Below are 22976 nucleotides of genomic sequence, written 5' to 3'. Positions count from 1 at the left end.
GCCGGTAGGTCCATACCTTTTTGGGGGACTTCTCCGGGCTCCTTCCGGATCTTCTCCGACGATGCGAAGCCCGGAGAGATCAACCGCCGTGCTATCGGGGCCACATGGTACGCGGTGCCCCCGGGCGTCGAACCGGTGGGCGCCCCATGTAACGCAGAAGTGCCCCTCCGGGCCGCTCCGTGGCCACCTGTCACAGGCAGCGACGGGGCGGTCGCACATGCCACTGGTGTGTGACCAATAACGGACGGCTAATTTCCGTTTCCGCTCGCTCTCCTGGCGGGCGATCAGTAGCCTCTGGTCAACACTGACCATGAACATGGCCGGACCGCCGTGGCGACTTGTTGGAGACATCGATGGAGCGTCCCGCCTGGGCACCGCAAGGCATAGACATTTCGGTGCCGAGCGTGTCTCGCATGTACGACTTCTATCTGGGCGGATCGCACAATTTCGAGGTGGACCGGGAAGCGGCTCGCAAGGCCATGGAGTTCATGCCGGGGCTCCCCAAGATCATGCAGGCGAATCGCGCCTTTATGCGCAGGGCCGTGCGCTATGCGGTGGGCGAGGGCATCACCCAGTTTCTGGACATCGGCTCCGGAATACCGACTTTCGGCAATGTGCACGAAGTCGCACAGACGGCCGACCCCGAGGCCCGGGTCGCCTATGTCGATCACGACCCCGTCGCGGTCGCGCACAGCCGGGCCGTGCTCGAAGGGAACGAGCGGGCGGTGATCGCCGCTGCCGATCTCCGCCGCCCGCAGGAGATCGTGAAGAGCCCGGAGATCTCCGGACTGCTCGACCTGGACCGTCCGGTGGCCCTGCTGCTCGTCGCCGTACTCCATTTCATCGAGGACGCCGACGACCCGCGGACCGCGGTCGCGGAGCTGCGCGAGGCCCTCGCCCCCGGCAGCCTCGTCGTCATCACCCACGCCTCGTACGAGGGCATTCCGCTTTCCCAGGAGGAGGCCGGCGGCGCGGTCGGCGTCTACAGGGACATCCGCAACCCCCTGGTCATGCGGTCGCGCGACGAGATCGCCCGGTTCTTCGAGGGATACGAGATGGTCGAGCCCGGACTCGTGTCGATGCCGGACTGGCGTCCCGACACCCCCCTGGCGCCGGAGCAGGAGGACCCATTCGCCTTCTCGGGCTTCGCGGGAGTGGGACGCAAGGCGTGAGCATTCCCGCCCAGTCGTCCGGAGGGCCCGACACGGAGCCCGACGGCCCCGAGGACCGGCTCCGGAGATTCGCCACGATCTGGAGCCGGGCCACCTTCCCCTCGACGGCCACCTCCATGACGCGCACGGAGTTCGAACAGCACCTGCTGCCGCTGGCCCGCGGGCTCAGCGAGATCCTGCACGCGCGGCCCTTCGACGCGGCGCCCGCGAGCGAGGTGGGCGCCGCCCTCGTCGCCGCGCACTGCATGGATCCCGACGCGCTGAGCAGCACGCTCGGCGTCATCGACTCGTACCTCGTGCTCTATTGCGGCAGCAACGGCGCCACGGCGCTGTCGACCGAGGACAGCAGGGCCCGCTGCGCCCGGATACAACACGCCCTCGCGGGCGGGTTCACCCAGGCCCTGCGCGAGCGGACCCTCGCGGAACAGGAGGCCATCGCCCGCTCGGCGCTCACCGCCCGCTCGGACGCCGAGCAGGCACTGCACGCCACCGAGGCGCGCTTCCGCGCCGTCTTCAAGGACGCGGCCGTCGGCATCGGGATCGCCGACCTGGACGGCCGTGTGCTGGAGGTCAACGACACCCTCACCCGGATGTTCGGCGGACTCGAACACCATGTGCGCAGCCACCGGCTCAACGAGTGGGTCCACCCCGAGGACTCGCCGCAGGTGTGGAAGTACTACAGCGAGCTGGTACGCGGCGAACGCGAGCACTACCGGGTCGAGAAGCCGTACTACCGCAACGACGGCACGGTGCTGTGGACCAACCTGACGGTGTCCCTGCTGCGCGACTCCGAGGGGCGGCCGGAGTATCAGCTGGCGCTGATGGAGGACACCACGGAGCGCAGGCTGCTCAACCTGCGGCTGCGGTACGAGGCCACCCATGACGCGCTCACCGGCCTGCCCAACCGGACGCTGTTCTTCGAACGGCTGGAGAAGGCGCTCTCCGCCGACGACGGCAGCCGCTTCGGTCTCTGCTACCTCGACCTCGACGGCTTCAAGGCGATCAACGACAGCCTCGGCCACGCGTCGGGGGACCGGCTGCTGGTCGAGGTGGCCGACCGGCTGCAGAGCTGCGCGACCGCGCCCGGCGAGATGGTCGCGCGGCTCGGCGGCGACGAGTTCGTGGCCCTGACCACCGGCCCCGACACCCAGAAGGAGGTGGACGAGCTGGCCTGCCGCATCCTCGGCGTGCTCGGCACCCCGATCCGGCTGGAAGGCCGGGAGCTGACCGTACGCGGATCCATCGGGATCGTCGAGGGGCCGGCCGGTGAACGGAGCGCCGCCGAGGTGCTGCGCAGCGCCGACATCACCATGTACCGGGCCAAGTCGGCGGGCGGCAACCGCTTCGAGCTCGCCGATGCCGAGGCGGACGCCCGTGCCATCACCCGGCACGGGCTGACCACGGCCCTGCCGGCCGCTCTGGAGCGCGGTGAGTTCTTCATCGAGTACCAGCCCCTCGTGCACCTCGGCGACGGCACCGTGCACGGTGCGGAGGCGCTGGTGCGCTGGTGCCACCCGCAGCACGGGGTGCTCGGTCCCGACCGGTTCATCCCGCTCGCCGAGCACACCGGGCTGATCGTGCCGCTCGGCCGCTGGGTGCTGGAGGAGTCCGTGCGCCAGGCCAACTTCTGGCAGGAGCGGCACAGCGACGGCGGTCCGCTGCGGATCAATGTCAACCTCTCGCCCACCCAGCTGCACCATCCGCGGCTGGTCGCCGAGACGGTCGACGTGCTGGAGCGGTCGGGCCTCGAAGCCGGGGCGCTGTGTCTGGAGGTCACGGAGTCCGCCCTCATCGGCGCGGACGACGATCTGCTCAAGCCGCTGCGGCAACTGGCCGAAATGGGCGTCGACATAGCGCTCGACGACTTCGGCACCGGGTACTCGAATCTGGCGAACCTGCGCCGGCTTCCGGTGAGCGTGCTCAAGCTGGACCGCTCGTTCACCCAGGGCATGCAGCAGCATCCGGCGGACCCGGTCGATCTGAAGATCGTCGAGGGAATCGTCTCGCTGGCGCACAGCCTGGACCTCGCGGTCACGGTGGAGGGCGTGGAGACGGGGGCCCAGGCGGAGCAGCTGCGGGAGTTGGGGTGCGACACGGCGCAGGGGTGGTACTACGCCCGGCCCGGTGCGCCCGACCGGATCCACTCGCTGCTGCTGGCCGACGCGGTGTGAAAGGGCCGGACGGGCTCGATCGGTACGGAATCGGGCCCGTCCGGCATTCGGGGGCGGGGTGCGTTCGAGGCCGCGTGACGGGCGGACCCGGGCCGGCTCAGCCCGTGCGGCTGGCGAGCAGCACCTTCTGCAGCTCGCGGGCCGCGCGGGGCGGCGCCACGTCGCTGCGGTGCGCGAGCGCGATCGTGCGCCGCAGGCCGGGGCGGGCCAGTGGCGTGGTCCGCAGGTCGTGGCCGGCCCGGGTGGCGACCATGCTGGGCACGACCGCGATCCCGAGCCCCGCCCGGACGAAGCCGAGCACCGCGTCCATCTCGCCGCCCTCCACGGTGAACGACGGCTCGAAGCCCTCCGCGCGGCAGGCGGCGACTGTCAGTTCGCGCAGGTCGTAGCCATGCCGGAACATCACCAGGGATTCCCCCTGAAGGTCGGCGATCCGTACGCTGCCGCCCCGGCCGGGCCGCGGCGCCCGCGCCGACGACACCACGACCAGGTCCTCCTGGAGCAGCTCGACCGTGGTGAGCGCGGGAGACGCGGCGGGCAGCGGCAGCACGACGAGGGCGAGATCGAGCGCCCCGCGCGCCAGCTCCCGTACGAGGTCCAGCGAACCGCCCTCCTCCAGCAGCAGCTGGATCCCCGGATGCCGGTCGTGGAACGCGCGCAGCACGTCGGGCAGCAGGCCCGTGCAGAGGCTGGGCGTCGCGCCGAGGCGGACCCGGCCCCGTCGGAGCTGAGCCAGCTCCTGCACCTCGTGGCGTGCGGTGTCGGCGTCCGCGAGGATACGGCGGGCCAACGGCAGCAGGGCTTCGCCCGCGTCGGTGAGCGTGATGTTGCCGCGGGCCCGGCTGAACAGCTCCGCCCCCAGCTCCTTCTCCAGTGCCCGGATCTGCTGGGAGAGCGAGGGCTGCGAGACATGCACCTCCTCGGCGGCACGGGTGAAGTGCCGGGTCTCCGCCACGGCCACGAAGTACGTCAGCTGCTGGAACTGCATACACCCAGCGTAGCGGCTCCGATAGGGAACAGCTATGGAGATGAGCCGTTCCATGTCTTGGACTGATGGGGCCGTTCGGCCCTAGCGTCGTGTCCATGGCATTGGCAACACGGACGGACCGACGGCCGTCCATGACGCGTACGCTCTGGGACTCGTCCGTCGGCAAGAAGACGATCATGGCCGTGAGCGGTCTGGTCATGCTCCTCTATCTGGTTGCCCACTTGATCGGCAACCTGAAGGTCTTCTTCGGATCCGGTGAGTTCAACCACTACGCGCACTGGCTGCGGACCATGGGCGAGCCCGTCCTGCACTACGAGTGGGCCCTGTGGATCGTCCGCGTCGTGCTCGTCGCCGCCGTCGTCCTGCACGCCGTCTCGGCGTACCAGCTGAGCCGCCGCGACATCAGGGCCCGCCCCGCCGCGTACGTCCACAAGAAGCCGCGTGCCGGCTATGCGACCCGGACCATGCGCTGGGGCGGGATCATCCTCGCCCTGTTCATCGTCTGGCACATCCTCGACCTGACGACGGGCACCGCGCACCCCGGCGGATTCCAGTCCGGGAAGCCGTACCAGAACGTCATCGACACCTTCTCCACCTGGTACGGCAACACCGTCTACATCGTCGCCATGCTCGCCCTCGGGCTCCACATCCGGCACGGCTTCTGGAGCGCCGCCCAGACACTCGGTGCGGGCAAGGCGACCCGCGACCGTGTCCTCAAGACCATCGCCAACGTCCTCGCGGTGGTGCTGACGGTGGGCTTCATCTCCATACCCGTCGCCGTCATGACCGGAGTCGTGAGCTGACATGACCGACTACTCGCACTACGAGACGGGCGCCCCCGTCGTCGACACCAAGGCCCCCGAAGGCCCCGTCGCCGAACGCTGGGACACCCGCCGCTTCCAGGCCAAGCTGGTCAACCCGGCCAACCGCCGCAAGCACACCGTCATCGTCGTCGGCACCGGCCTCGCCGGCGGTTCGGCCGGTGCGACGCTGGCCGAACAGGGCTACCACGTCGTCCAGTTCTGCTTCCAGGACTCGCCCCGGCGCGCCCACTCCGTCGCCGCCCAGGGCGGCATCAACGCCGCGAAGAACTACCGCAACGACGGCGACTCGGTCCACCGGCTCTTCTACGACACGGTCAAGGGCGGCGACTTCCGCGCCCGCGAGTCCAACGTCCACCGGCTCGCCCAGATCTCCGTCGAGATCATCGACCAGTGCGTCGCCCAGGGCGTCCCCTTCGCCCGCGAGTACGGCGGCCTCCTCGACAACCGCTCCTTCGGCGGCGTCCAGGTCTCCCGTACCTTCTACGCCCGCGGCCAGACGGGGCAGCAACTCCTCCTCGGCGCCTACCAGGCACTGTCGAGGCAGATCGCCGCCGGCAACGTCGAACTGCACGCCCGCACCGAGATGCTCGACCTGATCGTCGTCGACGGCAAGGCCCGGGGCATCGTCGCCCGCGACCTCGTCACGGGGAAGATCGACACCTACTTCGCCGACGCGGTCGTCCTGGCCAGCGGCGGCTACGGCAATGTCTTCCACCTGTCGACGAACGCCATGAACTCCAACGCCACCGCCGTCTGGCGCGCCCACCGGCGCGGCGCCTACTTCGCCAACCCCTGCTTCACCCAGATCCACCCCACCTGCATCCCGCGCACCGGCGACCACCAGTCCAAGCTGACGCTGATGAGTGAGTCGCTGCGCAACGACGGCCGGATCTGGGTACCGAAGGCGGAGGGCGACAACCGCCCCGCGAACGAGATCCCCGAGGACGAGCGCGACTACTACCTGGAGCGCATCTACCCCGCCTTCGGCAACCTCGTACCCCGCGACATCGCCTCGCGCGCCGCGAAGAACGTCTGCGACGAGGGACGCGGTGTCGGCCCCGGCGGACAGGGCGTCTACCTGGACTTCGCCGAAGCCGTCCGGCGGATGGGCCGGGCCGGGGTGGAGGAGAAGTACGGCAACCTCTTCGACATGTACGCGCGGATCACCGCGGAGAACCCGTACGAGACCCCGATGCGGATCTACCCCGCCGTGCACTACACGATGGGCGGACTCTGGGTCGACTACGACCTCCAGACCACGATCCCGGGCCTGTTCGCGATCGGGGAGGCCAACTTCTCCGACCACGGCGCCAACCGGCTCGGCGCCTCCGCGCTGATGCAGGGCCTCGCCGACGGCTACTTCGTCCTGCCGTCGACCATCAACGACTACCTGGCCCGCAACCCGCACCACGACGAGGTCGACGCCTCGCACCCCGCCGTCGAAGAGGCCGTCGCCGACACCGAGGACCGGCTGAACCTGCTGCTCTCCGTCGACGGCGACCGCACCCCCGACTCCTTCCACCGCGAGATCGGTGAACTCATGTGGGAGTACTGCGGCATGGCCCGCACCGAGGACGGGCTGCGCAAGGCTCTCGACCGGATCCCGCAGATCCGCGAGGAGTTCTGGCGCCGCATCAAGGTGCCCGGCACCGGCGACGAGTTCAACCAGTCGCTGGAGAAGGCCAACCGCATCGTCGACTATCTGGAACTCGCCGAGCTCATGTGCCTCGACGCCCTGCACCGCGCCGAGTCCTGCGGAGGCCACTTCCGCGAGGAGTCGCAGACCCCGGACGGCGAAGCCGCCCGCCGCGACGAGGAGTTCTCGTACGCCGCCGCCTGGGAATTCTCCGGCACCGGCGAGGCCCCCGTCCTGCACAAGGAAGACCTCGTCTTCGAGTACGTCCACCCCACTCAGCGGAGCTACGCATGAAGCTCACCCTGCGCGTCTGGCGCCAGAAGAACGCCGACGCCCCCGGCGCCATGTCCACCTACGAGGTGGACGGCATCTCGCAGGACATGTCGTTCCTGGAAATGCTCGACACCCTCAACGAGGAACTCATCCTCGCCGGGGACGATCCCGTCGCCTTCGACCACGACTGCCGCGAAGGCATCTGCGGGGCCTGCAGCCTCGTCATCAACGGCGACGCCCACGGCCCCGAGCGCACCACCACCTGCCAGCTCCACATGCGGTCCTTCGAGGACGGCGACACGATCGACATCGAACCGTGGCGCGCCTCCGCCTTCCCCGTCGTCAAGGACCTGGTCGTGGACCGCTCGGCCTTCGACCGGATCATCCAGGCGGGCGGCTACATCTCCGCACCGACCGGCACGGCACCCGAGGCGCACGCCACACCGGTGCCCAAGCCGGACGCCGACTCCGCCTTCGAGCACGCCGAGTGCATCGGCTGCGGCGCCTGCGTCGCGGCCTGCCCCAACGGCTCGGCGATGCTCTTCACCTCGGCCAAGATCAACCACCTCAACGTCCTGCCGCAGGGCGCCCCCGAGCGGGAGACCCGGGTTCTCGACATGGTCGGGCAGATGGACAGCGAGGGTTTCGGCGGCTGCACCCTCACCGGGGAGTGCGCCACGGCCTGTCCCAAGGGCATCCCGCTGCCGTCGATCTCGGCCATGAACAAGGAGTGGCTGCGCGCGACCCGCAAGGTGCGCCGCTGAGAGCGCGGCAGAGTTCCCGGCCCCGGAGGCCGCCCACCTCCGGGGCCGGGAAGTCTCCGCCGTCTCGCGGGGTCAGGACGTGACGGAGAGATCGTCCGCGTAGACGGTGCCCTGTCCGTACCAGCCGTGCAGATAGACGGTCACCGTGCCGGTCGAACCCGTGGTGAACGCCACCGACTGCTTGGCGTAGCCGCTCGACGAACCCCAGGTGCTCGCCGAGGCGTCGCCCCGCACGCCGAGGTATCCGTAGCTGCCCTGTACCCAACCGCTCAGCGTGTACGTGGTGTTGGGGGACAGGGTGAGCGTCTGCGTGCACTCGCCCGTCTGGGACGCGGTGGCCGCCGCGGCGAGCGCGTGCGCGCCGCCGTGCACCGGCGTGGAGACGACCGCGCCACCGGGCTCACAGCTCCAGGGGCTCGGCGAACCCGTCTCGAAGTCGCCGTTCACCAGTGCGCCGGTGCCGCCGCCCGGACCCGACACCGTCAGGGTGAAGGCCGCCGCGTGACTGAGCGTGCCCGCCGTGCCGGTCACATTGATCTTGTACGTGCCGGGCGTCGCGGAAGCCGACGCGCTGACCGTCAGCTTCGACGTACCACCTGCCGTGACCGAGGTCGGGCTGAGCGCCGCCGTCACCCCGGCGGGCGCCCCGCTCGTCGTCAGCGCGACGGTCTTGGCGTTGCCGGAGGTGACCGCGGTGTTCACGGTCGCCGTGGTGGAACCACCGGGGGCGACCGTGGCCGAACCGGGCGCCACGGCCACCGAGTAGTCGTCCGTCACCGGACCGGCGCCGCTCGTGAAGGGCGCGAAGGTGTGCGAGAAGTACCAGGTGTCCTGCGCGATGCCCGAGCAGGTGTCGCTGCCCCCGGTGCCGGGGCAGCCTCCGTTGTCGCGCTGGAGCGCCCAGAACGACAGCGTGCTGACGCCCTTGGACACGGCCCAGTTGTAGACGGCGGTCGCGTCGGCCGTCGTGAACGTCTCGGCCGGGCCGTAGTCGTCGATGCCCGGCATCTCGATGATGCCGGTCATGCCCCACAACTGGGCGTCGGTCTTCGACGGGTACAGATCGGCCAGTTGACCCTTCAGGCCGGTGATCGCCGTCTGGGTGTCCTGCGCCATGTTGTGCGAGGCACCGTCGTAGTAGTCGAACGTCATCAGGTTCACGACGTCGACCTTCGTGCCGTTGGACACGGCGTTCTCCAGCACCGCCAGACCGCTGTCGGCGAGGCCGCTCGTGGTGGTGGGCAGGGTGTAGGAGATCTGCACCGAGCGCCCGTTGGCGGCGGCCCAGTCCTGCACCTTCTTGATCGCCTTGTTGCGGCGGTCTATTCCGGCGCTGTTCTCCAGCGAGTTGTCCTCGATGTCCATGTCGAGCCGGGACACGTCGTAGGTCGTGATGACCTTCTCGTACGCGGCGGCGATCGAGTCGACGCTGGTGCAGCTGTCGGCGATCTCGGTGCCGCCGTTGTCGGCCGTGTACCCGCCGAACGACGGGATCACATCGCCGCCGCGCGACCGGATGGTGGTGAAATCGGCGCCGAACTCGGACGGGGAGATGGGCTGGCTGGAATCGCCGTTCCAGTACGGGGTGCAGGAACCGCGGGCCTCCGTCTGGACGAAGGCCATGGTCAGGTACTTGGCGCCGGACTGCTCGGAGAGCGCGGCCGGGCTGTCTCCGTTGTACGCCTCGAAGTACGGGGCGAAGACATGCGCGGGCAGGGGAGTGGCGGCGGTGGCGGCGGCCTGCGCGCCGGCGCCCGATCCGAGGACCAGGCCGGCGGACGCGACAGTGGTTGCCAGGACACTCAGGACTGCGCCGAGTGTTCTTGGACGTCTCATGGGGTGCTCCCAGCGGGGTGAGACAACGGGCGGATCGCACGGCTCGGCCACGCCCGGTGGAGGGCGCGGCCCGTTCCTGTGAATCCCGGCCGGGGGGTCACATGCCGCACGGTGTGGAGCGGCCGTGAGGCATGCCCATAATTGGTCTGGACCAGCCTGCGGTCAATGTTCTTTGCCTTTTCATTTCCTATTGCTTGCCTGAAGCGGCAACTCCCGTTGCGGAGTGGCAAGTTGAACCCGATCGAACCCTCAGGCGAGACGGAGGGAGGCCCTGAGGTACGCCGCCGTACGGCTGCCCTCCGCGCGGGCGACCTCGGCGGGTGTTCCCGCCGCCACGATCCGGCCACCGCGGTCGCCGCCGCCGGGCCCGAGATCGATCACCCGGTCGGCGCCCGCCACCACCGCCATGTCGTGCTCGACGACCACGACGGTGTTGCCCGCGTCGACCAGACCGTGCAGCTGCCTCATCAGCACCTCCACATCGGCGGGATGCAGCCCGGTCGTCGGCTCGTCGAGCAGATACAGGGTGTGGCCCCGGCGGGTGCGCTGGAGCTCGGCGGCGAGCTTGATCCGCTGGGCCTCGCCGCCCGACAGCTCCGTGGCGGGCTGACCGAGCCGCAGATAGCCGAGCCCGACATCGAGAAGCGTCCGCAGGCTGCGCTCGGCGGCGGGCGTACCGGAGAAGAACCCGGCCGCCGACTCGACCGTCAGATCCAGCACCTGCGCGATGTCGAGGCCGCGCAGGGTGACCTCCAGGGTCTCCGGGTTGTACCGCGCGCCGTGGCAGTCCGGGCAGGGGGCGTACGTACTGGGGAGGAAGAGCAGTTCCACGGAGACGAACCCCTCACCCTGGCAGGTCTCGCACCGCCCGCCCGCCACATTGAAGGAGAACCTCCCGGCCCGGTAGCCGCGCTCGCGCGCCGTCTCGGTCTCGGTGAACAGCTTCCGCACGACGTCGAACAGCCCGGTGTACGTGGCCAGATTGGACCGCGGGGTGCGGCCGATCGGCTTCTGGTCGACCTGCACGAGGCGGTCCACCGCCTCCAGCCCCTCCGCCGACGCGCACCCGGGCGTGGGACGCTCCGCGGGCAGACCGGCGGCGGTGGCCTGCCGGTCGGCGAGGACACCGGCCAGGACCTGACCGACCAGCGTCGACTTCCCGGAGCCCGAGACGCCGGTGACGGCCGTGAACACCCCGAGCGGGAAATCGGCGTCCACGCCCCGCACATTGTGGCGGTCCACCCCGTTCAGCCTCAGCCACCCCGACGGCGTACGCACCTCCCGCACCGGAGCGGGCCCGTCGTCGAAGAGGAAGCGCCGGGTGGCCGACTCCGCCACCTCGGCGAGCCCGGCCGGGGGGCCGCTGTGCAGCACCCGGCCCCCGTGCTCACCGGCCAGCGGCCCCACATCGACCAGCCAGTCCGCCCGGCGCACCACATCCATCTGATGCTCCACGACGAAGACCGAGTTGCCGGCCTCCTTCAACCGGCCGAGCACCCCCAGCAGCGACTCGGTGTCCGCCGGGTGCAGACCCGCCGACGGCTCGTCCAGCACGTACACGACACCGAACAGACCGGACCGCAACTGGGTGGCGAGCCGCAGTCGTTGCAGCTCGCCGGAGGACAGCGTCGGTGCCGTACGGTCGAGGCTCAGATAGCCGAGCCCGAGCTCCGTGACCGTCTCGATCCGGGCGAGCAGATCCGCCGTCAGTACCCGGGCCGTGTCATCACCGCCCGCCGCGCGCAGCACCTCGGCGAGAGAGGTGAGGGGTAGCGCGGCCAGTCCGGCGATCGAACGGCCGGCGAAGGTGACCGCCATCGCCTCGGGGCGCAGTCTGCTGCCCTCGCAGACCGGGCACGGGGCACTGGTCAGGAAGCGCTCGGCCTTGGCACGCAGGGTGCGGCTCTTGGAGTCCGCGAAGGTGTGCATCACATAGCGGCGGGCACTCATGTACGTACCCTGATACGGGCGTTGGATGCGCCCCGCCTCACGCACCGGATGGACCGTCACGACCGGCTGCTCATCGGTGAACAGGATCCACTCCCGGTCCCCGGCGTCCAGTTCGCGCCACGGGCGGTCGATGTCATGGCCCAGCGCGTCCAGCACATCGCGCAGGTTCTTGCCCTGCCAGGCGCCCGGCCAGGCGGCGATCGCGCCGTCGCGGATCGACAGCGAGGGGTCGGGGACGAGCAGCTCCTCGGTGGTGCGGTGGATCCGGCCGAGGCCATGGCACTCGGGACACGCCCCGGCGGCGGTGTTCGGCGAGAAGGCGTCGGAGTCCAGCCGTTCGGCACCGGCCGGGTAGTCCCCGGCGCGCGAGAACAGCATGCGCAGCGAGTTGGAGAGAGTGGTGACCGTCCCCACGGACGAGCGGGCGCCGGGCGCCGAGCGGCGCTGTTCCAGCGAGACGGCGGGCGGCAGCCCGGTCACCTCACCGACCGCCGGCGCGCCGACCTGGTGGATCAGCCGACGGGCGTACGGGGCGACGGACTCGAAGTAGCGGCGCTGCGCCTCGGCGTAGATCGTGCCGAACGCGAGGGAGGACTTCCCGGAGCCCGAGACGCCGGTGAAGACGGTGAGGGTGTCGCGCGGGATGTCGACCGAGACGTCCTGGAGATTGTGCTCGCGGGCGCCACGCACCCGGACGTACGGATCGTGGGGGGTGGACATGCGCGGGGGCTCCGTACGGATCGGGGCAGGCCGAAAGCCTGGGGACAAACACCCCGATTCTAGGCTTCAGGAGTGGCAGGGCCCGCAGGCGCGGTCCGGGACCGAGTCCGGCCGGCCCTGCCGGGCCGGCCGCGGACGGGGTCCGGAGAGGGACTACGGGACAGCCCTCAGCGCGACGGGCGCAGGGCGCGCTTGATGGGCCGTCCCACGACACTGCGGGCCCGCTGGTACGTGGAGCGCTGGGCGGGCACCGCGGAGCTCTTCGCGAGCTTCCGCTTGAGCTGGGCGTTCTGTGCGGTGAGGTCCGTCAGCTGGGACTGGAGCCAGTTGAGCCGGTCGCCCATCGTGGCGGCGTCGGCGCCGACCCAGGGGCGGACGCCCGGAGGGAAGGCCAGCTTGCTCATCCGTTCCTCGAAGGCCGCTCCGCCGTCGCCGTGGGTGAAGGTGTTCTCCAGGCCGTTCTTGTCGAGGAAGTTCATGAACCGGTCGAAGCGTTCCTGGTGACCGCGGGTCAGGGGCCCGAAGTCCGCCTCGGCGCAGAGCTCGGCGGGGTCGAGGTCCCCGGGGACCTTCGCGAGCATCCGGTGCGGGATGTCGAAGTAGCGGCACAGCTCCAGCGTCCGCGAGTCGCCGCAGAGCACGGTGGCGGGCGTGCCGGCCAGCAGCGCCGCGATGTTGCCGTGGATGCGGGAGCCGAAGGAGAAGTCGAAGCCCCGCAGGTCGTCCATCCAGGTGACCGGGTCGATGTAGACGCGGACCTTGTCCTCCCGGTACATGGGGTGGTCGGGGTGGGTGGGGATGTCGGTGAGCGAGGCGTTCGGGTGGGACAGGTCCCGCCAGTGCAGCTGACGGGCGTCGGAGAGGTTCTGGCCGATGAACCGGAGGTGGGGGTAGCGCGCGTGGGTGCGGTTGATGATCCGCCCGAGTCCTTGCTTGCGCACGGCGTCGTGCGATCCGTTGACGGCGATCCGCGACTCGGGTCCGAGGGCCCGGCTGCTCTTGTGGATGCCGAGCTTGCTGCCGTTGAGGAACATCGAGGGGCAGCCGATGACGTCCACGTCGCGGAAACCCATGTCCCGCAGATACCGCTCGGTGAACTCCCCGCGCACACCGATGGAGGCGCTGTGGTCGAGCACGGCCGAGACGAATGCGTAGACCGTGGGCTGCATGGGCCGCAGCCGGTCCGCGCTGTAGTCGACGCCGGTCTGGGCCCCCACCCCCGGGACGACGACCGGGATCGTCAGCTTCGAGATGAGCTGGGTCAGGCGCTCCAGCTGGCGTTCGAAGGACGGCCGGAAGGCGTTGGCGAGCGGGATGACGAAGGCGTCGTACTCGCTGTTGATGCGGTCGGCGTCGGCGACCCTGGTGGTGATGCCGTTCGACACCACCTCCGAACGTGGCGTCTCAAGGATCTTGTGAGCGGCGTCGCTGAAGATCAGGTTGCCCGAGTTGGTGGCGAACACGTCTTGATGGAGAGCGCGCTCGACAGGGACGACGTCGTAGGGGCTCTTCCCCGAACGCAGGAGTATTCGCTTCACTTGGTTAACGTTTGATGCCACAAACCTGAATATAGCTTTACATACGCTTTTGGTTCCATGCGGATCCTGTGCAACTTTTTGCGATCCACGTGGAACGCAGGTACATGATCACACATCCGCGCGTGGGCGGGCGCGCGCGGATGTGTGACGACTCGCCTCCGAGGCCGCCCCGTACGGCTCCCGTCATGTCCCGCGACGCCCTCTTGAGCGCCGGACGGCCGCGCCCGTACGCTGCGTCCGGCGCACGGGTGCGCGTGCAGGGGAGGTGGCAGAGCCGTCATGGCCGACTCACTGTCCGAGGACGACATCCTCGAAGCGGTCGCCCGGCACATCGGCCGGCCCGGACAGGGGGCGCAACTGCGGCGGGCCGGTGCCGACATCACCCGGCTCCCGCTGCTCGACCTGCGCGTCGTCCGGTGCGTGGAGACCCGCACCACGCGGCGGGAGTCCAGGCCCGGCAGGTTCGACACGTCGGGGCTGCCCACCTACGAAGGCGATCTGCGCGACCACCCGGTCGAGCCGCCGAAGGATCCGGCGGTGGCGCGGACCGTCGAGCTGGTGCTCCGCGACTCGGTGCGAACGGTGCCCTGCGGCTGCGACGGCGGACGGCGGCCGTGCCCGCGGTGCCGGGGCGAGGGGAAACTGCGCTGCGACATCGGCCCCGTGTGCCCGGCCTGCAAGGGTGTCGATCCGTGCGTCTGGTGCGACGGCACGGGCAGCCGCCGCACGGACCGCGCGACGGCCGAGCCGGCGCGGGAGAAGCCGCCGGCCGGGCGGACCACCTGTGTGAAGTGCCGCAAGCCCCGCACCGCTTGTCCGGAATGTGAGGGACGGGGTGCCGAGAAGTGTCCGCGGTGCGACGACACGGGCTTCCGCCCCTGCCCGGTCTGCGAGGGCGCGAGGACGACGGAGCACGCCCCGTGCGAGGGTACGGGCCTGGTCACGCTGTGGACCGGGGGATCGGTCGGGCAGGCGCCCGTCCGGGCCTCGTTGAAGCTGCCGGAACCGGCACCGCCGCTGCGCGTCCGGCAGCAGACCGGACGCGCCGGTGCGTGGGAGAGGGCCACTCTGGCCGCGGCCGGTGACCCGCTTCCCGGCGCGCTCGACCCGGCGCACCTCAAGGCGGTCGAATCGGCCCTCGCGCCGCGCCGGGGTGAAGTGGCCCGACGTGTCGACATCGGCTGGCTGCGACTGGCCGCGGTCACGATCCCCGACGATCCCGACCATGTCTTCTACGTCTACCCCGGGCGCGAGGGCCCGGACGTTCTCCCGGTCTGGTCGCGGCGCCGCTCGCTGCGGGTCGCGGCGGTGGTGGCCGTGGTCGTCGTGCTCGTCCTCCTGGTGGTGGCACTCGTCTGATGTGCTGGGGGGCGTGAGGAGCGACCACCGGCCCCTGGCCGTACTCGACCTGGGCGGCACGCTCGCGGACGGCGGCCACCGGCAGCACTGCTTGGAGGGGCGGCGTGACGGGGACGGCTTCTTCTTCTCCGCCGCCGTCGACGACCCGCCGCTCCCCGAAGGCGTGCGGCTGGTGCTGAGCGGCGCGGCGGAGAGCGAGGTCAGGCATCTCACCGGGCGTCCCGAGCGGTGCCGCCGGGGCACCCTGGCACGGCCGGTGGAACAGGGGCTGCCCGAGGGGCGGTTGTACATGCGCGGCGACGACGACCGCGGGCCGGCCCGGCGCACCGAGCTGGAAATCCTGCGTCGGCTGGGCCGGGAGCGTGAGGTGCGGATGCCGGTCGACGACGAACTCGTCTGCGACGCGGCGGAGCCGGCCGGCTCCGCCGTGGTGCGGGCCCGCCGGGCGCAGGTGCCACCCGCGCGCGCAAGGACGGTCAAGGACGCGCAGAGGCGCGAGGGCCGTACCTGAACAGGGTGTGCGGCCGGATGTGATCCGGCCCGGGGCCAACCGTGCTCCGGTGGGCGGCCGGTGGCACCCGATCAGCTCGGCTCGTCGAGGCGGAAGCCCACTTTCAGGCCCACTTGAAAGTGCTCGATTCGGCCATCCTTGATCTCTCCGCGCACCTGCGTGATCTCGAACCAATCGAGATTGTGCAACGTTTCCGAAGCCCTTGCGACGCCTCTGCGGATGGCGTCGTCGACGCCCTCATGGGAGCTCCCCACGATTTCGGTGACCCGGTAGGTGTGATTCGACATCTTATGTCCCCTCTCGTTCCTACCACGGTGCCCCACCCGGCCCGGGTGCGCGAGAGGTCCGTGTGCAGAATGTGTGGTGAACGGGACTTGACCGGAGCAATGGTCCATACCAAAATCCAGCCACGCCCGTGCGAGCGCCGCCCGCAGTCCCCCACACCGGGTTCTGGAAATTCGTCGTGCCGTTTCGCAGAAGGTGAACCTGGTGAAGAACCGCAAACTCGTCGGAGCCGTCGCGCTCGTTTCCACCTTTGCGCTGGGCGGATGCGGAATCGTCTCGGGCTCGGAGGCGTCCAGCAGCAAGAAGGTCACCATCTGGCTGATGAAGGACAGCGTGTCCGCCGATTTCCTCCAGCGCTTCACCAAGGCGTACGAGGACGAGCACCCGTCCATCGAGCTCGATTTCAAGATCCAGAGCTGGACCGGCATCGGCCCGAAGGTCACCGGTGCGCTCAAGGGCAAGGACACCCCGGACGTCATCGAGGTCGGCAACACCCAGGTCTCCCAGTACGCGGGGAGCGGCGGACTGCGCGATCTCACCCTGGAGTCCGTGCGCGACCTCGGCGGCGAGGACTGGCTGCCCGGTCTCGCCGACCCGGGCAGCATCGACGGTGTCCAGTACGGAATCCCCTGGTACGCGGCCAATCGAGTGGTGATCTACAACAAGGACCTCTTCGAGCAGGCCGGTATCGAGTCCCCGCCGAAGACCCGGGACGAATGGATCGCGGACAGCCGGCAGCTGAACCGGAACGGCAATCAGGGCATCTATCTCGCGGGCCAGAACTGGTACGTCCTGGCAGGATTCATCTGGGACGAGGGCGGCGAACTGGCCGACGAGAAGGGCGGCGACTGGGAAGGCGCCCTGGACAGCCCCGACGCGCTTCGCGGCATGAGCTTCTACAAGGAACTCCAGGCGCTCGGCGACGGTCCCAAGAACGCGGACGAGGAAAAGCCTCCGCAGGCCAAGGTCTTCGCCAAGGGCGATGTCGCGCAGATCATTTCGGTGCCCGGCGCCGCCGCGCAGATCGAGCAGCTGAACCCCGAACTCAAGGGGAAACTGGGCTACTTCCCGATCCCGGGAAAGACCGCGAAGACCCCCGGCGCCGTCTTCACCGGCGGCTCCGACCTGATCGTTCCGGAGAAGGCGGGTGAGCGCGCCGCGGGTATCGATGTGATCAAGGCACTGGCGGGCCGGAAGTGGCAGGAAGAACTCGCCAGGACCATGAGCTATGTGCCCAACAAGCCCGACCTCGCACGTGTCGTCGTGGGGCAGGAGGGTACGGCCGCGATGGCCCGGGGCGCAGCGGAGGGGCGTGCGACGCCCAACGCGCCGCAGTGGGCGAATGTCGAGGCCGTCAACCCGATCAAGCCGTACATGACGGCGGTCCTTGAGGGCGGCGACCCGAGGAAAGAGGCGAAGGCCGCCTCGGAGAAGATCAGCGACCTGCTCGCGAGCGGCTGAACCGCGCGGCACCACGCCGCTGCGAGGAGCTTCGGCCCGCGCTCGGACGCACCCGGGATTCAGCCTTCGCACATCCCGGCTCTCCCATGCGGTCATGTCGAATCCAGCCGGTCGCGGAAGAAGTAGGGGGCCGGGCCTTCGCCGCAGTGCGACGGTCCGGCGGCCGCCCTTGCCGATCCGTCCCCGGAGACCGTCATGAACGCGCTGCCCGTCACCTCCCTCCCCGCCGCCCCCGTTGTCCCCGCGCAGCCCGTCCCTTCCGCCCCGCCGCGCTACCGGGTGTCCCTCGCCGTCGACCAGGAGGAGGTGCGTGCGGCCCAGCGCCTGCGCCACCAGGTCTTCGCGGGTGAGCTCGGCGCCAGGCTGGAAGGATCCGAACCCGGCCTGGACAGCGACGCGTTCGACGCCTACTGCGACCATCTGCTGGTGCGGGAGGAGGCCACCGGCGACATCGTCGCCACCTACCGTCTGCTGCCGCCCGACCGGGCGAGGGCCGCCGGGTGCCTCTACGCGGAGGGCGAGTTCGACCTCGGGCGGCTCGGTCCGATCCGCGACGACCTGGTCGAGGTCGGCAGGTCCTGCGTCCACCCCGCCCACCGGGACGGCGCCGTGATCGCGCTGATCTGGGCCGGACTCGCCCGCTACATGGAACGCACCGGACACAACTGGCTGGCCGGCTGCTGCTCGATTCCCCTCGCCGACGGCGGCGTTGCCGCGGCCGGGGCATGGGAGACCGTACGGACGAAGCATCTGGCGCCCGAGGACCACTGGGTCACTCCCCACCGCCTCTGGCAGCCCACCGCCGGATCCGCGGGGCGGGGGGACGTGCCCACCGGCCTCTCCACGCTCCCGCCCCTGCTCCGCGGCTATCTGCGACTGGGCGCCCAGGTCTGCGGAGCGCCCGCGCACGACCCCGACTTCAACGTCGCCGACCTGTACGTACTCCTGTCACTGCGCCGTACCGACCCCCGCTATCTGCGCCACTTCCTCGCACTTGCCGAACGGTGACGAGACCGCGGCCGACCGCCGGGACCGACGTCCTCGCGCCGATCCCGGCGGCCGGCCGCCCCGTTCAGATCGCCGTCGCCAGCGACAGCGCGAACCGGTCCCCGGAATCGGTCCACCGCCGGTCCATCCTCAGTCCGGCCGCGTTGAGTTCGGCCCGGACACCCTCCTCGCGGAACTTGGCCGACACCTCCGTACGCAGTTCCTCGCCGGCCTCGAACGCCACCACCAGATCGAGATCTCGGATCTTCACCGTGAGCGCCGCACGGGCCCGCAGCCGCATCTCGATCCACTCCCGCTCCGGGTCCCACAGTGCGACGTGATCGAAGTCGGCCGGGTCGAAGTCCGCGCCCAACTCCCGGTCCACGACCCTCAGTACGTTCTTGTTGAACTCCGCCGTCACTCCGGCCGCATCGTCGTACGCGGCGACCAGCACCTCCTCGTCCTTCACCAGGTCCGTGCCGAGCAGCAGCGCGTCGCCGGGGGAGAGCAGCGACCGCACCGACTTCAAGAACCCCGACCGCTCGTCGGGGAGGAGATTGCCGATCGTGCCGCCGAGGAACGCGACCAGCCGGGGCCCCGGGGTGCCCGGCAGCGCGAGACCGCCCGTGAAGTCGGCGATCAGCGCGTGCACACAGAGAGCGGGCCGCTGTGCGAGCAGGGCGTCGGCGGCACCGCGCAGTGCGCTCTCGCTCACATCGACCGGTACGTAACTGTGCAGCGCGGGCAGCGCGTCCAGCAGGTGCCGGGTCTTCTCCGACGACCCCGACCCCAGCTCGATCAGGGTCCGCGCCCCCGAGGCCGCGGCGATCTCCCCGGCGCGGTCGATCAGGATCTCGCGCTCGGCGCGGGTCGGGTAGTACTCGGGGAGCCGGGTGATCTCCTCGAACAGTTCACTGCCGTGCGCGTCGTAGAACCACTTCGGCGGCAGCGTCTTCGGTTGCCGGGTCAGGCCGTGCAGCACGTCGGCGCGCAGCGCCGCGTCCGTCGCGTCCACCGGCAGGGTGCGGGTCAGCAGAAAGGGACTCACTCAGTGGGCTCCTTGAGCGGGGTCAGCAGGACTTCGGCGCGGGTCGCCGTCAGCAGTGTCCGATCGGGGACCGTGCGCCAGCGCGGATCGTCGTCGTACGGCTCCGAGGCCGCGATCGTGCGCAGGCCCGGCTCGGCGAGATACCACAGGGTGTCGCCCCAGGCCGTCGCCACGATGGTGGTGCCGTCGACGAGCAGCAGATTCAGCCGCGACTCCGGGGCCGCGGCCGCCACGTCGAGCACGGTGTCGGCGACGGCCTGCGGCAGTTCGTCACCGTCGGCGAGACGGTGGCGTACGAGGGCCCAGAGCAGGGCCGAGTCGCAGCGGGCGGTGAGGGCCAGCAGCTCGGCCGGGGGCAGCGCGGCGGCCAGCGGCGCCAGGGAATCCGGCCAGCCCCGCACCGCACCGTTGTGGCTGAACAGCAGCCGCCCGGCGGCGAAGGGCGCGGCCGCCGCCTCGCCGTCCGCGCCCGCCTCCGTGGCGTCCCGCACCGCGGCGAGCAGCGCCGTACTGCGCACCACCCGGGCCAGATCGGCGAAGGTCTGGTCGCCCCAGACGGGGCCCTCGCGCCGGTACCGTCCCGGCACCGGATCGCCGTCCGCGTACCAGCCGACGCCGAAACCGTCGGCGTTGACGGTCCCGTGCCGCTGGTGCCTCGGGGCCCAGGACTGGCGCACAAGGCTGTGCGGCGGTCGCGTCAGCAGTTCGCCGAGGGCCACCGGTGGTCCCAGATAAGCGATGTGACGGCACATCAGGCATCCCTCGCGGTGCGGAATCCGGAGAAGATCTGGCGCCGCACCGGCAGGTCCCAGTTGCGGAACGTCCCTCGGCACGCCACGGGGGCCACGGCGAACGAGCCGCCGCGCAGGACCTTGTGGGCCGGACCGAAGAACACCTCGGAGTACTCGCGGTACGGAAACGCCGAGAAGCCCGGATAGGGCTCGAAATCACTCGACGTCCACTCCCACACGTCACCGATCAACTGCCGCACACCGAGCGGTGACCGGCCTGCGGCGTACGCCCCCGCAGGCGCGGGCCGCAGGTGGCGCTGGCCCAGGTTGGCCCGCTCGGGGGTCGGGTCCTCGTCGCCCCACGGATAGCGCAGCGAGCGGCCCGATGCCGGGTCGTGGCGCGCCGCCTTCTCCCACTCCGCCTCCGAGGGCAGCCGGCGCCCCGCCCAGCGGGCGTACGCGTCCGCCTCGTACCAGCTGACATGGAGCACCGGTTCGTTCTCGGGGACCGTCTCGGTCACTCCGAAGCGGCGGCGCAGCCACTGGCCGGCGTCCCGGTGCCAGAAGAGCGGAGCGGTCAGTTCGTGCTCGCGGACCATCGCCCATCCCTCGGAGGCCCACCAGCGCCGCTCGGTGTAGCCGCCGTCCTCGACGAACCGCTGGTAGGCGCCGCAGGTGACCGGAGTCGTGTCGAGGTAGAAGCCCGGTACGTCGCGCAGGTGCGCGGGGCGCTCGTTGTCGAGGGCCCACGGCTCGGTGGACGTACCCATGGTGAACGGGCCGCCCGGGACGAGGACTTCGGCGGGCAGAGCGGCCGCGTCGGTGGGGCCGGGCGGCACGGGCGCGGTCAGGACCGCAGGACCGGACCGCAGCTGATGGGTGATCAGCATGGTTTCGTCGTGCTGCTGTTCGTGCTGGGCGATCATGCCGAAGGCGAACCCGGCCCGCACCAGCGGGCGGTCACCGTGCAGCGGCGCGGCGTCGAGTACGTCCAGCGCCCGGCCGCGCACCTCCGCCGCATAGGCGCGGGCCTCGGCCGGCGCCAGCAGCGGCAGCGAGGGGCGGGCCGCCCGGGGATGCTCGAAGGCGTCGTACAGCCCGTCGATCTCCGGGCGCATCGCCTCCCGTCCGGCCACCCCGCGCAGCAGCCACAACTCCTCCTGATTGCCGATGTGTGCCAGGTCCCAGACCAGCGGCGACATCAACGGTGAGTGCTGGGCGGTCAGTTCACGGTCGTCCACACTCCCGGTGAGAAGTGCGGTGCGTTCCCGAGCGGTGAGCAGCGCGTCGAGGGCGCGCTGCCGGAGCGCCTCGGTGTCCGCCTCGCCGGGCCCGGCCGGATCTCCCGGACCGGACGAGGCGCGTACGGGGGAGTCGGTCATGAGCGGGGTCCCTCGAAGTGGTGGCCCGAACCGCCCGCCGTGTCCAGTGCGAGCAGTCCGGGAAGGTCGTCGGCCGGACATCGGCCCCGGGCGACGAAGCGGTCGTGGAAGTCCGCCACCGCCTCCTGCACGGCCGCGGTCGCTCCCATCCGGGGCAGCGCCTCCAGCGCGAGTGCGAAACAGGTGGCGGCCGCCGAGCGCAGTTCGGGATCGGTCAGACCGTCGCGGGCGGCCCCCACCCAGAGCGGATTGCGCGGCGCGGGCCCCGGCCCGGCCGTCTCGGCCAGTGGTTTGACGGTGCGGTACACGGTCTCGGCGGCCTCCGGGTCGTCGAACAGGGCGGTGGTGACGGCGAGCGGCACCAGCCACCCGTCCGCGCCGTACTGCGCGTCGATCATGCGCAGCTCAAGGTGCCCGCGCGGGCGCACGGGCGGGAAGAGAGTGCTGATGTGGTAGTCGAGATCGGCGCGCACCGGTGGTCTCGGCGCGCCGGTACGGATCCAGTCGCGGAAGGTCAGACCGTCCGGCACGGCCCACGGCCCGTCGTCGGCCCGGATGCACATCACCGGCGTGTCCAGGACATGCGCGGCCCAGGCGTCACGGGGTGGCAGGCGACCGGGCGGTGCCAGGGACCGCCGGGGATCGAGGTCGGCCCAGAACGACTGCCGGGCGGACCGCCACGGCGTCGGGCGGCCGCACCGGAAGGGGGAGTTCGCGAAGACCGCCACCAGCACCGCGCCCAGCAGATGGGACAGCTGCCAGCGCCGCCCGTAGCCGAGCGGTCCGGGTTCCTCCTCTCCGGCGTCCAGGCAGACCTGGACGGACGCGGTGGTGCACATCATGGCGCGGCCCGCCGGTCCCGACCGGTCGAACGAGACCTCCATGGCGTCGTAGCGGGGCTCGTGCAGCAGACGGCGGGGAGGATGCCACGGATCGACGCCGAGACCCGACGGCACGAGACCCACCCGGTCCAGGGCGTCGCGTACGGCGGTGAGATCGGCGGCGGTGGCGTCGATGCACGCCATCAGGGAGTCGGCGGGGCGCGAGCTGAGCTCCAGCTGACCGCCGGGTTCGAAGGTGAGCGCCGCGCTCAGGGGCAGGGCCCGGAGGAGGGCGGCGGCCGCGTCGAGGCGGTGGTGCGGAACCGGGACGCCGGGCCGGTCCCGGTGGTGGATGAGCCATTCGAGTTCCACGCCCACCTTGCGGGGCGGCCCGGTCTTGAAGCAGATGCAGCGCAGTAAATCCTCCGCCTCGCCCTCGTCGAGGGGCAGGGGCTGGCCGGGCGGACCGTGGCCGCCGGGTGTGTCCGATGACATGCCGGGCCTCCTTCTGCTCGGTTC

At 70.7% G+C, this 22976-nt stretch carries 18 protein-coding genes; 9 read left to right on the top strand and 9 right to left on the bottom strand.

What is annotated here, in order from left to right:
• The first annotated feature begins 353 nt into the window (after positions 1–353).
• Together ACFVT1_RS09350 and ACFVT1_RS09345 are read left to right on the top strand one after the other, a co-directional pair.
• Entirely contained in the window at positions 354–1172 is an 819-nt protein-coding gene (locus ACFVT1_RS09350) for an SAM-dependent methyltransferase (RefSeq protein ID WP_389793768.1), read from the top strand.
• Positions 1169–3343: an EAL domain-containing protein gene (locus tag ACFVT1_RS09345; RefSeq protein ID WP_362203018.1), complete on the top strand. Its 2175-nt coding sequence runs from the start codon at positions 1169–1171 to the stop codon at positions 3341–3343. Before ACFVT1_RS09350 ends, ACFVT1_RS09345 begins: the two co-directional genes overlap by 4 nt.
• 97 nt (positions 3344–3440) lie before the next feature.
• Here ACFVT1_RS09345 and ACFVT1_RS09340 read toward each other — a convergent pair whose 3' ends face one another.
• The gene (locus ACFVT1_RS09340; RefSeq protein WP_389793767.1) at positions 3441–4331 is read right to left on the bottom strand and encodes a LysR family transcriptional regulator; all 891 of its coding nucleotides are present in this window, start codon (positions 4329–4331) and stop codon (positions 3441–3443) included.
• Between the two features lie 95 nt (positions 4332–4426).
• Between ACFVT1_RS09340 and ACFVT1_RS09335 the strand changes: the two genes are divergently transcribed.
• From ACFVT1_RS09335 to ACFVT1_RS09325, 3 genes are read left to right on the top strand one after another with little or no spacing between them, the layout of a single operon-like run.
• Positions 4427–5134, top strand: a complete 708-nt coding sequence (locus ACFVT1_RS09335) for a succinate dehydrogenase (RefSeq protein WP_389793766.1) — start codon at positions 4427–4429, stop codon at positions 5132–5134.
• Between the two features lies 1 nt (position 5135).
• Entirely contained in the window at positions 5136–7085 is a 1950-nt protein-coding gene (locus ACFVT1_RS09330; RefSeq protein WP_389793765.1) for a fumarate reductase/succinate dehydrogenase flavoprotein subunit, read from the top strand.
• Positions 7082–7828, top strand: coding sequence for a succinate dehydrogenase/fumarate reductase iron-sulfur subunit (locus tag ACFVT1_RS09325; RefSeq protein ID WP_365693679.1), 747 nt, complete (start codon positions 7082–7084; stop codon positions 7826–7828). Before ACFVT1_RS09330 ends, ACFVT1_RS09325 begins: the two co-directional genes overlap by 4 nt.
• A gap of 72 nt (positions 7829–7900) precedes the next feature.
• Here ACFVT1_RS09325 and ACFVT1_RS09320 read toward each other — a convergent pair whose 3' ends face one another.
• From ACFVT1_RS09320 to ACFVT1_RS09310, 3 genes are all read right to left on the bottom strand, one after another.
• Positions 7901–9664, bottom strand: coding sequence for a glycosyl hydrolase family 18 protein (locus ACFVT1_RS09320; protein WP_389793764.1), 1764 nt, complete (start codon positions 9662–9664; stop codon positions 7901–7903).
• A 249-nt stretch (positions 9665–9913) separates the two neighbouring features.
• Positions 9914–12334: an excinuclease ABC subunit UvrA gene (gene uvrA, locus ACFVT1_RS09315; protein ID WP_389793763.1), complete on the bottom strand. Its 2421-nt coding sequence runs from the start codon at positions 12332–12334 to the stop codon at positions 9914–9916.
• 167 nt (positions 12335–12501) lie between these two features.
• On the bottom strand, positions 12502–13872 hold the full coding sequence (locus ACFVT1_RS09310; RefSeq protein ID WP_389793762.1) for a polysaccharide pyruvyl transferase family protein: 1371 nt from the start codon (positions 13870–13872) through the stop codon (positions 12502–12504).
• A gap of 279 nt (positions 13873–14151) precedes the next feature.
• Between ACFVT1_RS09310 and ACFVT1_RS09305 the strand changes: the two genes are divergently transcribed.
• Positions 14152–15231: a hypothetical protein gene (locus ACFVT1_RS09305; protein ID WP_389793761.1), complete on the top strand. Its 1080-nt coding sequence runs from the start codon at positions 14152–14154 to the stop codon at positions 15229–15231.
• A 13-nt stretch (positions 15232–15244) separates the two neighbouring features.
• Positions 15245–15742 carry a hypothetical protein gene (locus ACFVT1_RS09300; RefSeq protein ID WP_389793760.1) on the top strand — a complete coding sequence of 166 codons (498 nt, stop codon included), beginning with the start codon at positions 15245–15247 and terminating at the stop codon, positions 15740–15742.
• Positions 15743–15813: 71 nt separating this feature from the next.
• Here the strand turns inward: ACFVT1_RS09300 and ACFVT1_RS09295 are convergent, their stop codons facing one another.
• Positions 15814–16029 (bottom strand): dodecin, encoded by a 216-nt coding sequence (locus ACFVT1_RS09295; protein WP_389793759.1) that lies wholly within the window; start codon positions 16027–16029, stop codon positions 15814–15816.
• A gap of 202 nt (positions 16030–16231) precedes the next feature.
• Between ACFVT1_RS09295 and ACFVT1_RS09290 the strand changes: the two genes are divergently transcribed.
• Both ACFVT1_RS09290 and ACFVT1_RS09285 read left to right on the top strand, forming a co-directional pair.
• Complete coding sequence (locus tag ACFVT1_RS09290) at positions 16232–17488, top strand: extracellular solute-binding protein (RefSeq protein WP_389793758.1); 1257 nt, start codon at positions 16232–16234, stop codon at positions 17486–17488.
• A 195-nt stretch (positions 17489–17683) separates the two neighbouring features.
• Positions 17684–18496, top strand: a complete 813-nt coding sequence (locus ACFVT1_RS09285; RefSeq protein ID WP_389793756.1) for a GNAT family N-acetyltransferase — start codon at positions 17684–17686, stop codon at positions 18494–18496.
• Positions 18497–18560: 64 nt separating this feature from the next.
• On the opposite strand, the gene egtD is transcribed toward ACFVT1_RS09285, so the two are convergent.
• The 4 genes from egtD to egtA are packed head-to-tail and all read right to left on the bottom strand — an operon-like array spanning position 18561 to position 22952.
• On the bottom strand, positions 18561–19523 hold the full coding sequence (gene egtD / locus ACFVT1_RS09280) for an L-histidine N(alpha)-methyltransferase (RefSeq protein WP_389793755.1): 963 nt from the start codon (positions 19521–19523) through the stop codon (positions 18561–18563).
• The gene (gene egtC / locus ACFVT1_RS09275; RefSeq protein WP_389793754.1) at positions 19520–20275 is read right to left on the bottom strand and encodes an ergothioneine biosynthesis protein EgtC; all 756 of its coding nucleotides are present in this window, start codon (positions 20273–20275) and stop codon (positions 19520–19522) included. The genes egtD and egtC overlap by 4 nt, the downstream gene beginning before the upstream one ends.
• The gene (egtB, locus tag ACFVT1_RS09270) at positions 20275–21636 is read right to left on the bottom strand and encodes an ergothioneine biosynthesis protein EgtB (RefSeq protein ID WP_389793753.1); all 1362 of its coding nucleotides are present in this window, start codon (positions 21634–21636) and stop codon (positions 20275–20277) included. Before egtB ends, egtC begins: the two co-directional genes overlap by 1 nt.
• Positions 21633–22952, bottom strand: coding sequence for an ergothioneine biosynthesis glutamate--cysteine ligase EgtA (gene egtA / locus ACFVT1_RS09265; RefSeq protein ID WP_389793752.1), 1320 nt, complete (start codon positions 22950–22952; stop codon positions 21633–21635). The genes egtB and egtA overlap by 4 nt, the downstream gene beginning before the upstream one ends.
• Between the last annotated feature and the right edge of the window lie 24 nt (positions 22953–22976).

It is taken from the genome of Streptomyces sp. NPDC057963, assembly GCF_042887155.1.
GTDB lineage: Bacteria > Actinomycetota > Actinomycetes > Streptomycetales > Streptomycetaceae > Streptomyces.
The sequence above is the reverse complement of the archived record's forward strand: the minus strand, read 5'-3'. Positions and strand labels throughout refer to the sequence as shown.

Excerpts from the sequence above, each read along its gene's own strand:
- ACFVT1_RS09305 (WP_389793761.1), top strand. The coding sequence starts at position 14,152 with ATGGCCGACTCACTGTCCGAGGACGACATCCTCGAAGCGGTCGCCCGG.
- ACFVT1_RS09330 (WP_389793765.1), top strand. The coding sequence starts at position 5,136 with ATGACCGACTACTCGCACTACGAGACGGGCGCCCCCGTCGTCGACACC.
- egtA (WP_389793752.1), bottom strand. The coding sequence starts at position 22,952 with ATGTCATCGGACACACCCGGCGGCCACGGTCCGCCCGGCCAGCCCCTG.
- ACFVT1_RS09340 (WP_389793767.1), bottom strand. The coding sequence starts at position 4,331 with ATGCAGTTCCAGCAGCTGACGTACTTCGTGGCCGTGGCGGAGACCCGG.
- egtC (WP_389793754.1), bottom strand. The coding sequence starts at position 20,275 with ATGTGCCGTCACATCGCTTATCTGGGACCACCGGTGGCCCTCGGCGAA.
- ACFVT1_RS09335 (WP_389793766.1), top strand. The coding sequence starts at position 4,427 with ATGGCATTGGCAACACGGACGGACCGACGGCCGTCCATGACGCGTACG.
- ACFVT1_RS09320 (WP_389793764.1), bottom strand. The coding sequence starts at position 9,664 with ATGAGACGTCCAAGAACACTCGGCGCAGTCCTGAGTGTCCTGGCAACC.
- uvrA (WP_389793763.1), bottom strand. The coding sequence starts at position 12,334 with ATGTCCACCCCCCACGATCCGTACGTCCGGGTGCGTGGCGCCCGCGAG.
- ACFVT1_RS09325 (WP_365693679.1), top strand. The coding sequence starts at position 7,082 with ATGAAGCTCACCCTGCGCGTCTGGCGCCAGAAGAACGCCGACGCCCCC.
- ACFVT1_RS09295 (WP_389793759.1), bottom strand. The coding sequence starts at position 16,029 with ATGTCGAATCACACCTACCGGGTCACCGAAATCGTGGGGAGCTCCCAT.
- ACFVT1_RS09285 (WP_389793756.1), top strand. The coding sequence starts at position 17,684 with ATGAACGCGCTGCCCGTCACCTCCCTCCCCGCCGCCCCCGTTGTCCCC.
- egtB (WP_389793753.1), bottom strand. The coding sequence starts at position 21,636 with ATGACCGACTCCCCCGTACGCGCCTCGTCCGGTCCGGGAGATCCGGCC.
- ACFVT1_RS09350 (WP_389793768.1), top strand. The coding sequence starts at position 354 with ATGGAGCGTCCCGCCTGGGCACCGCAAGGCATAGACATTTCGGTGCCG.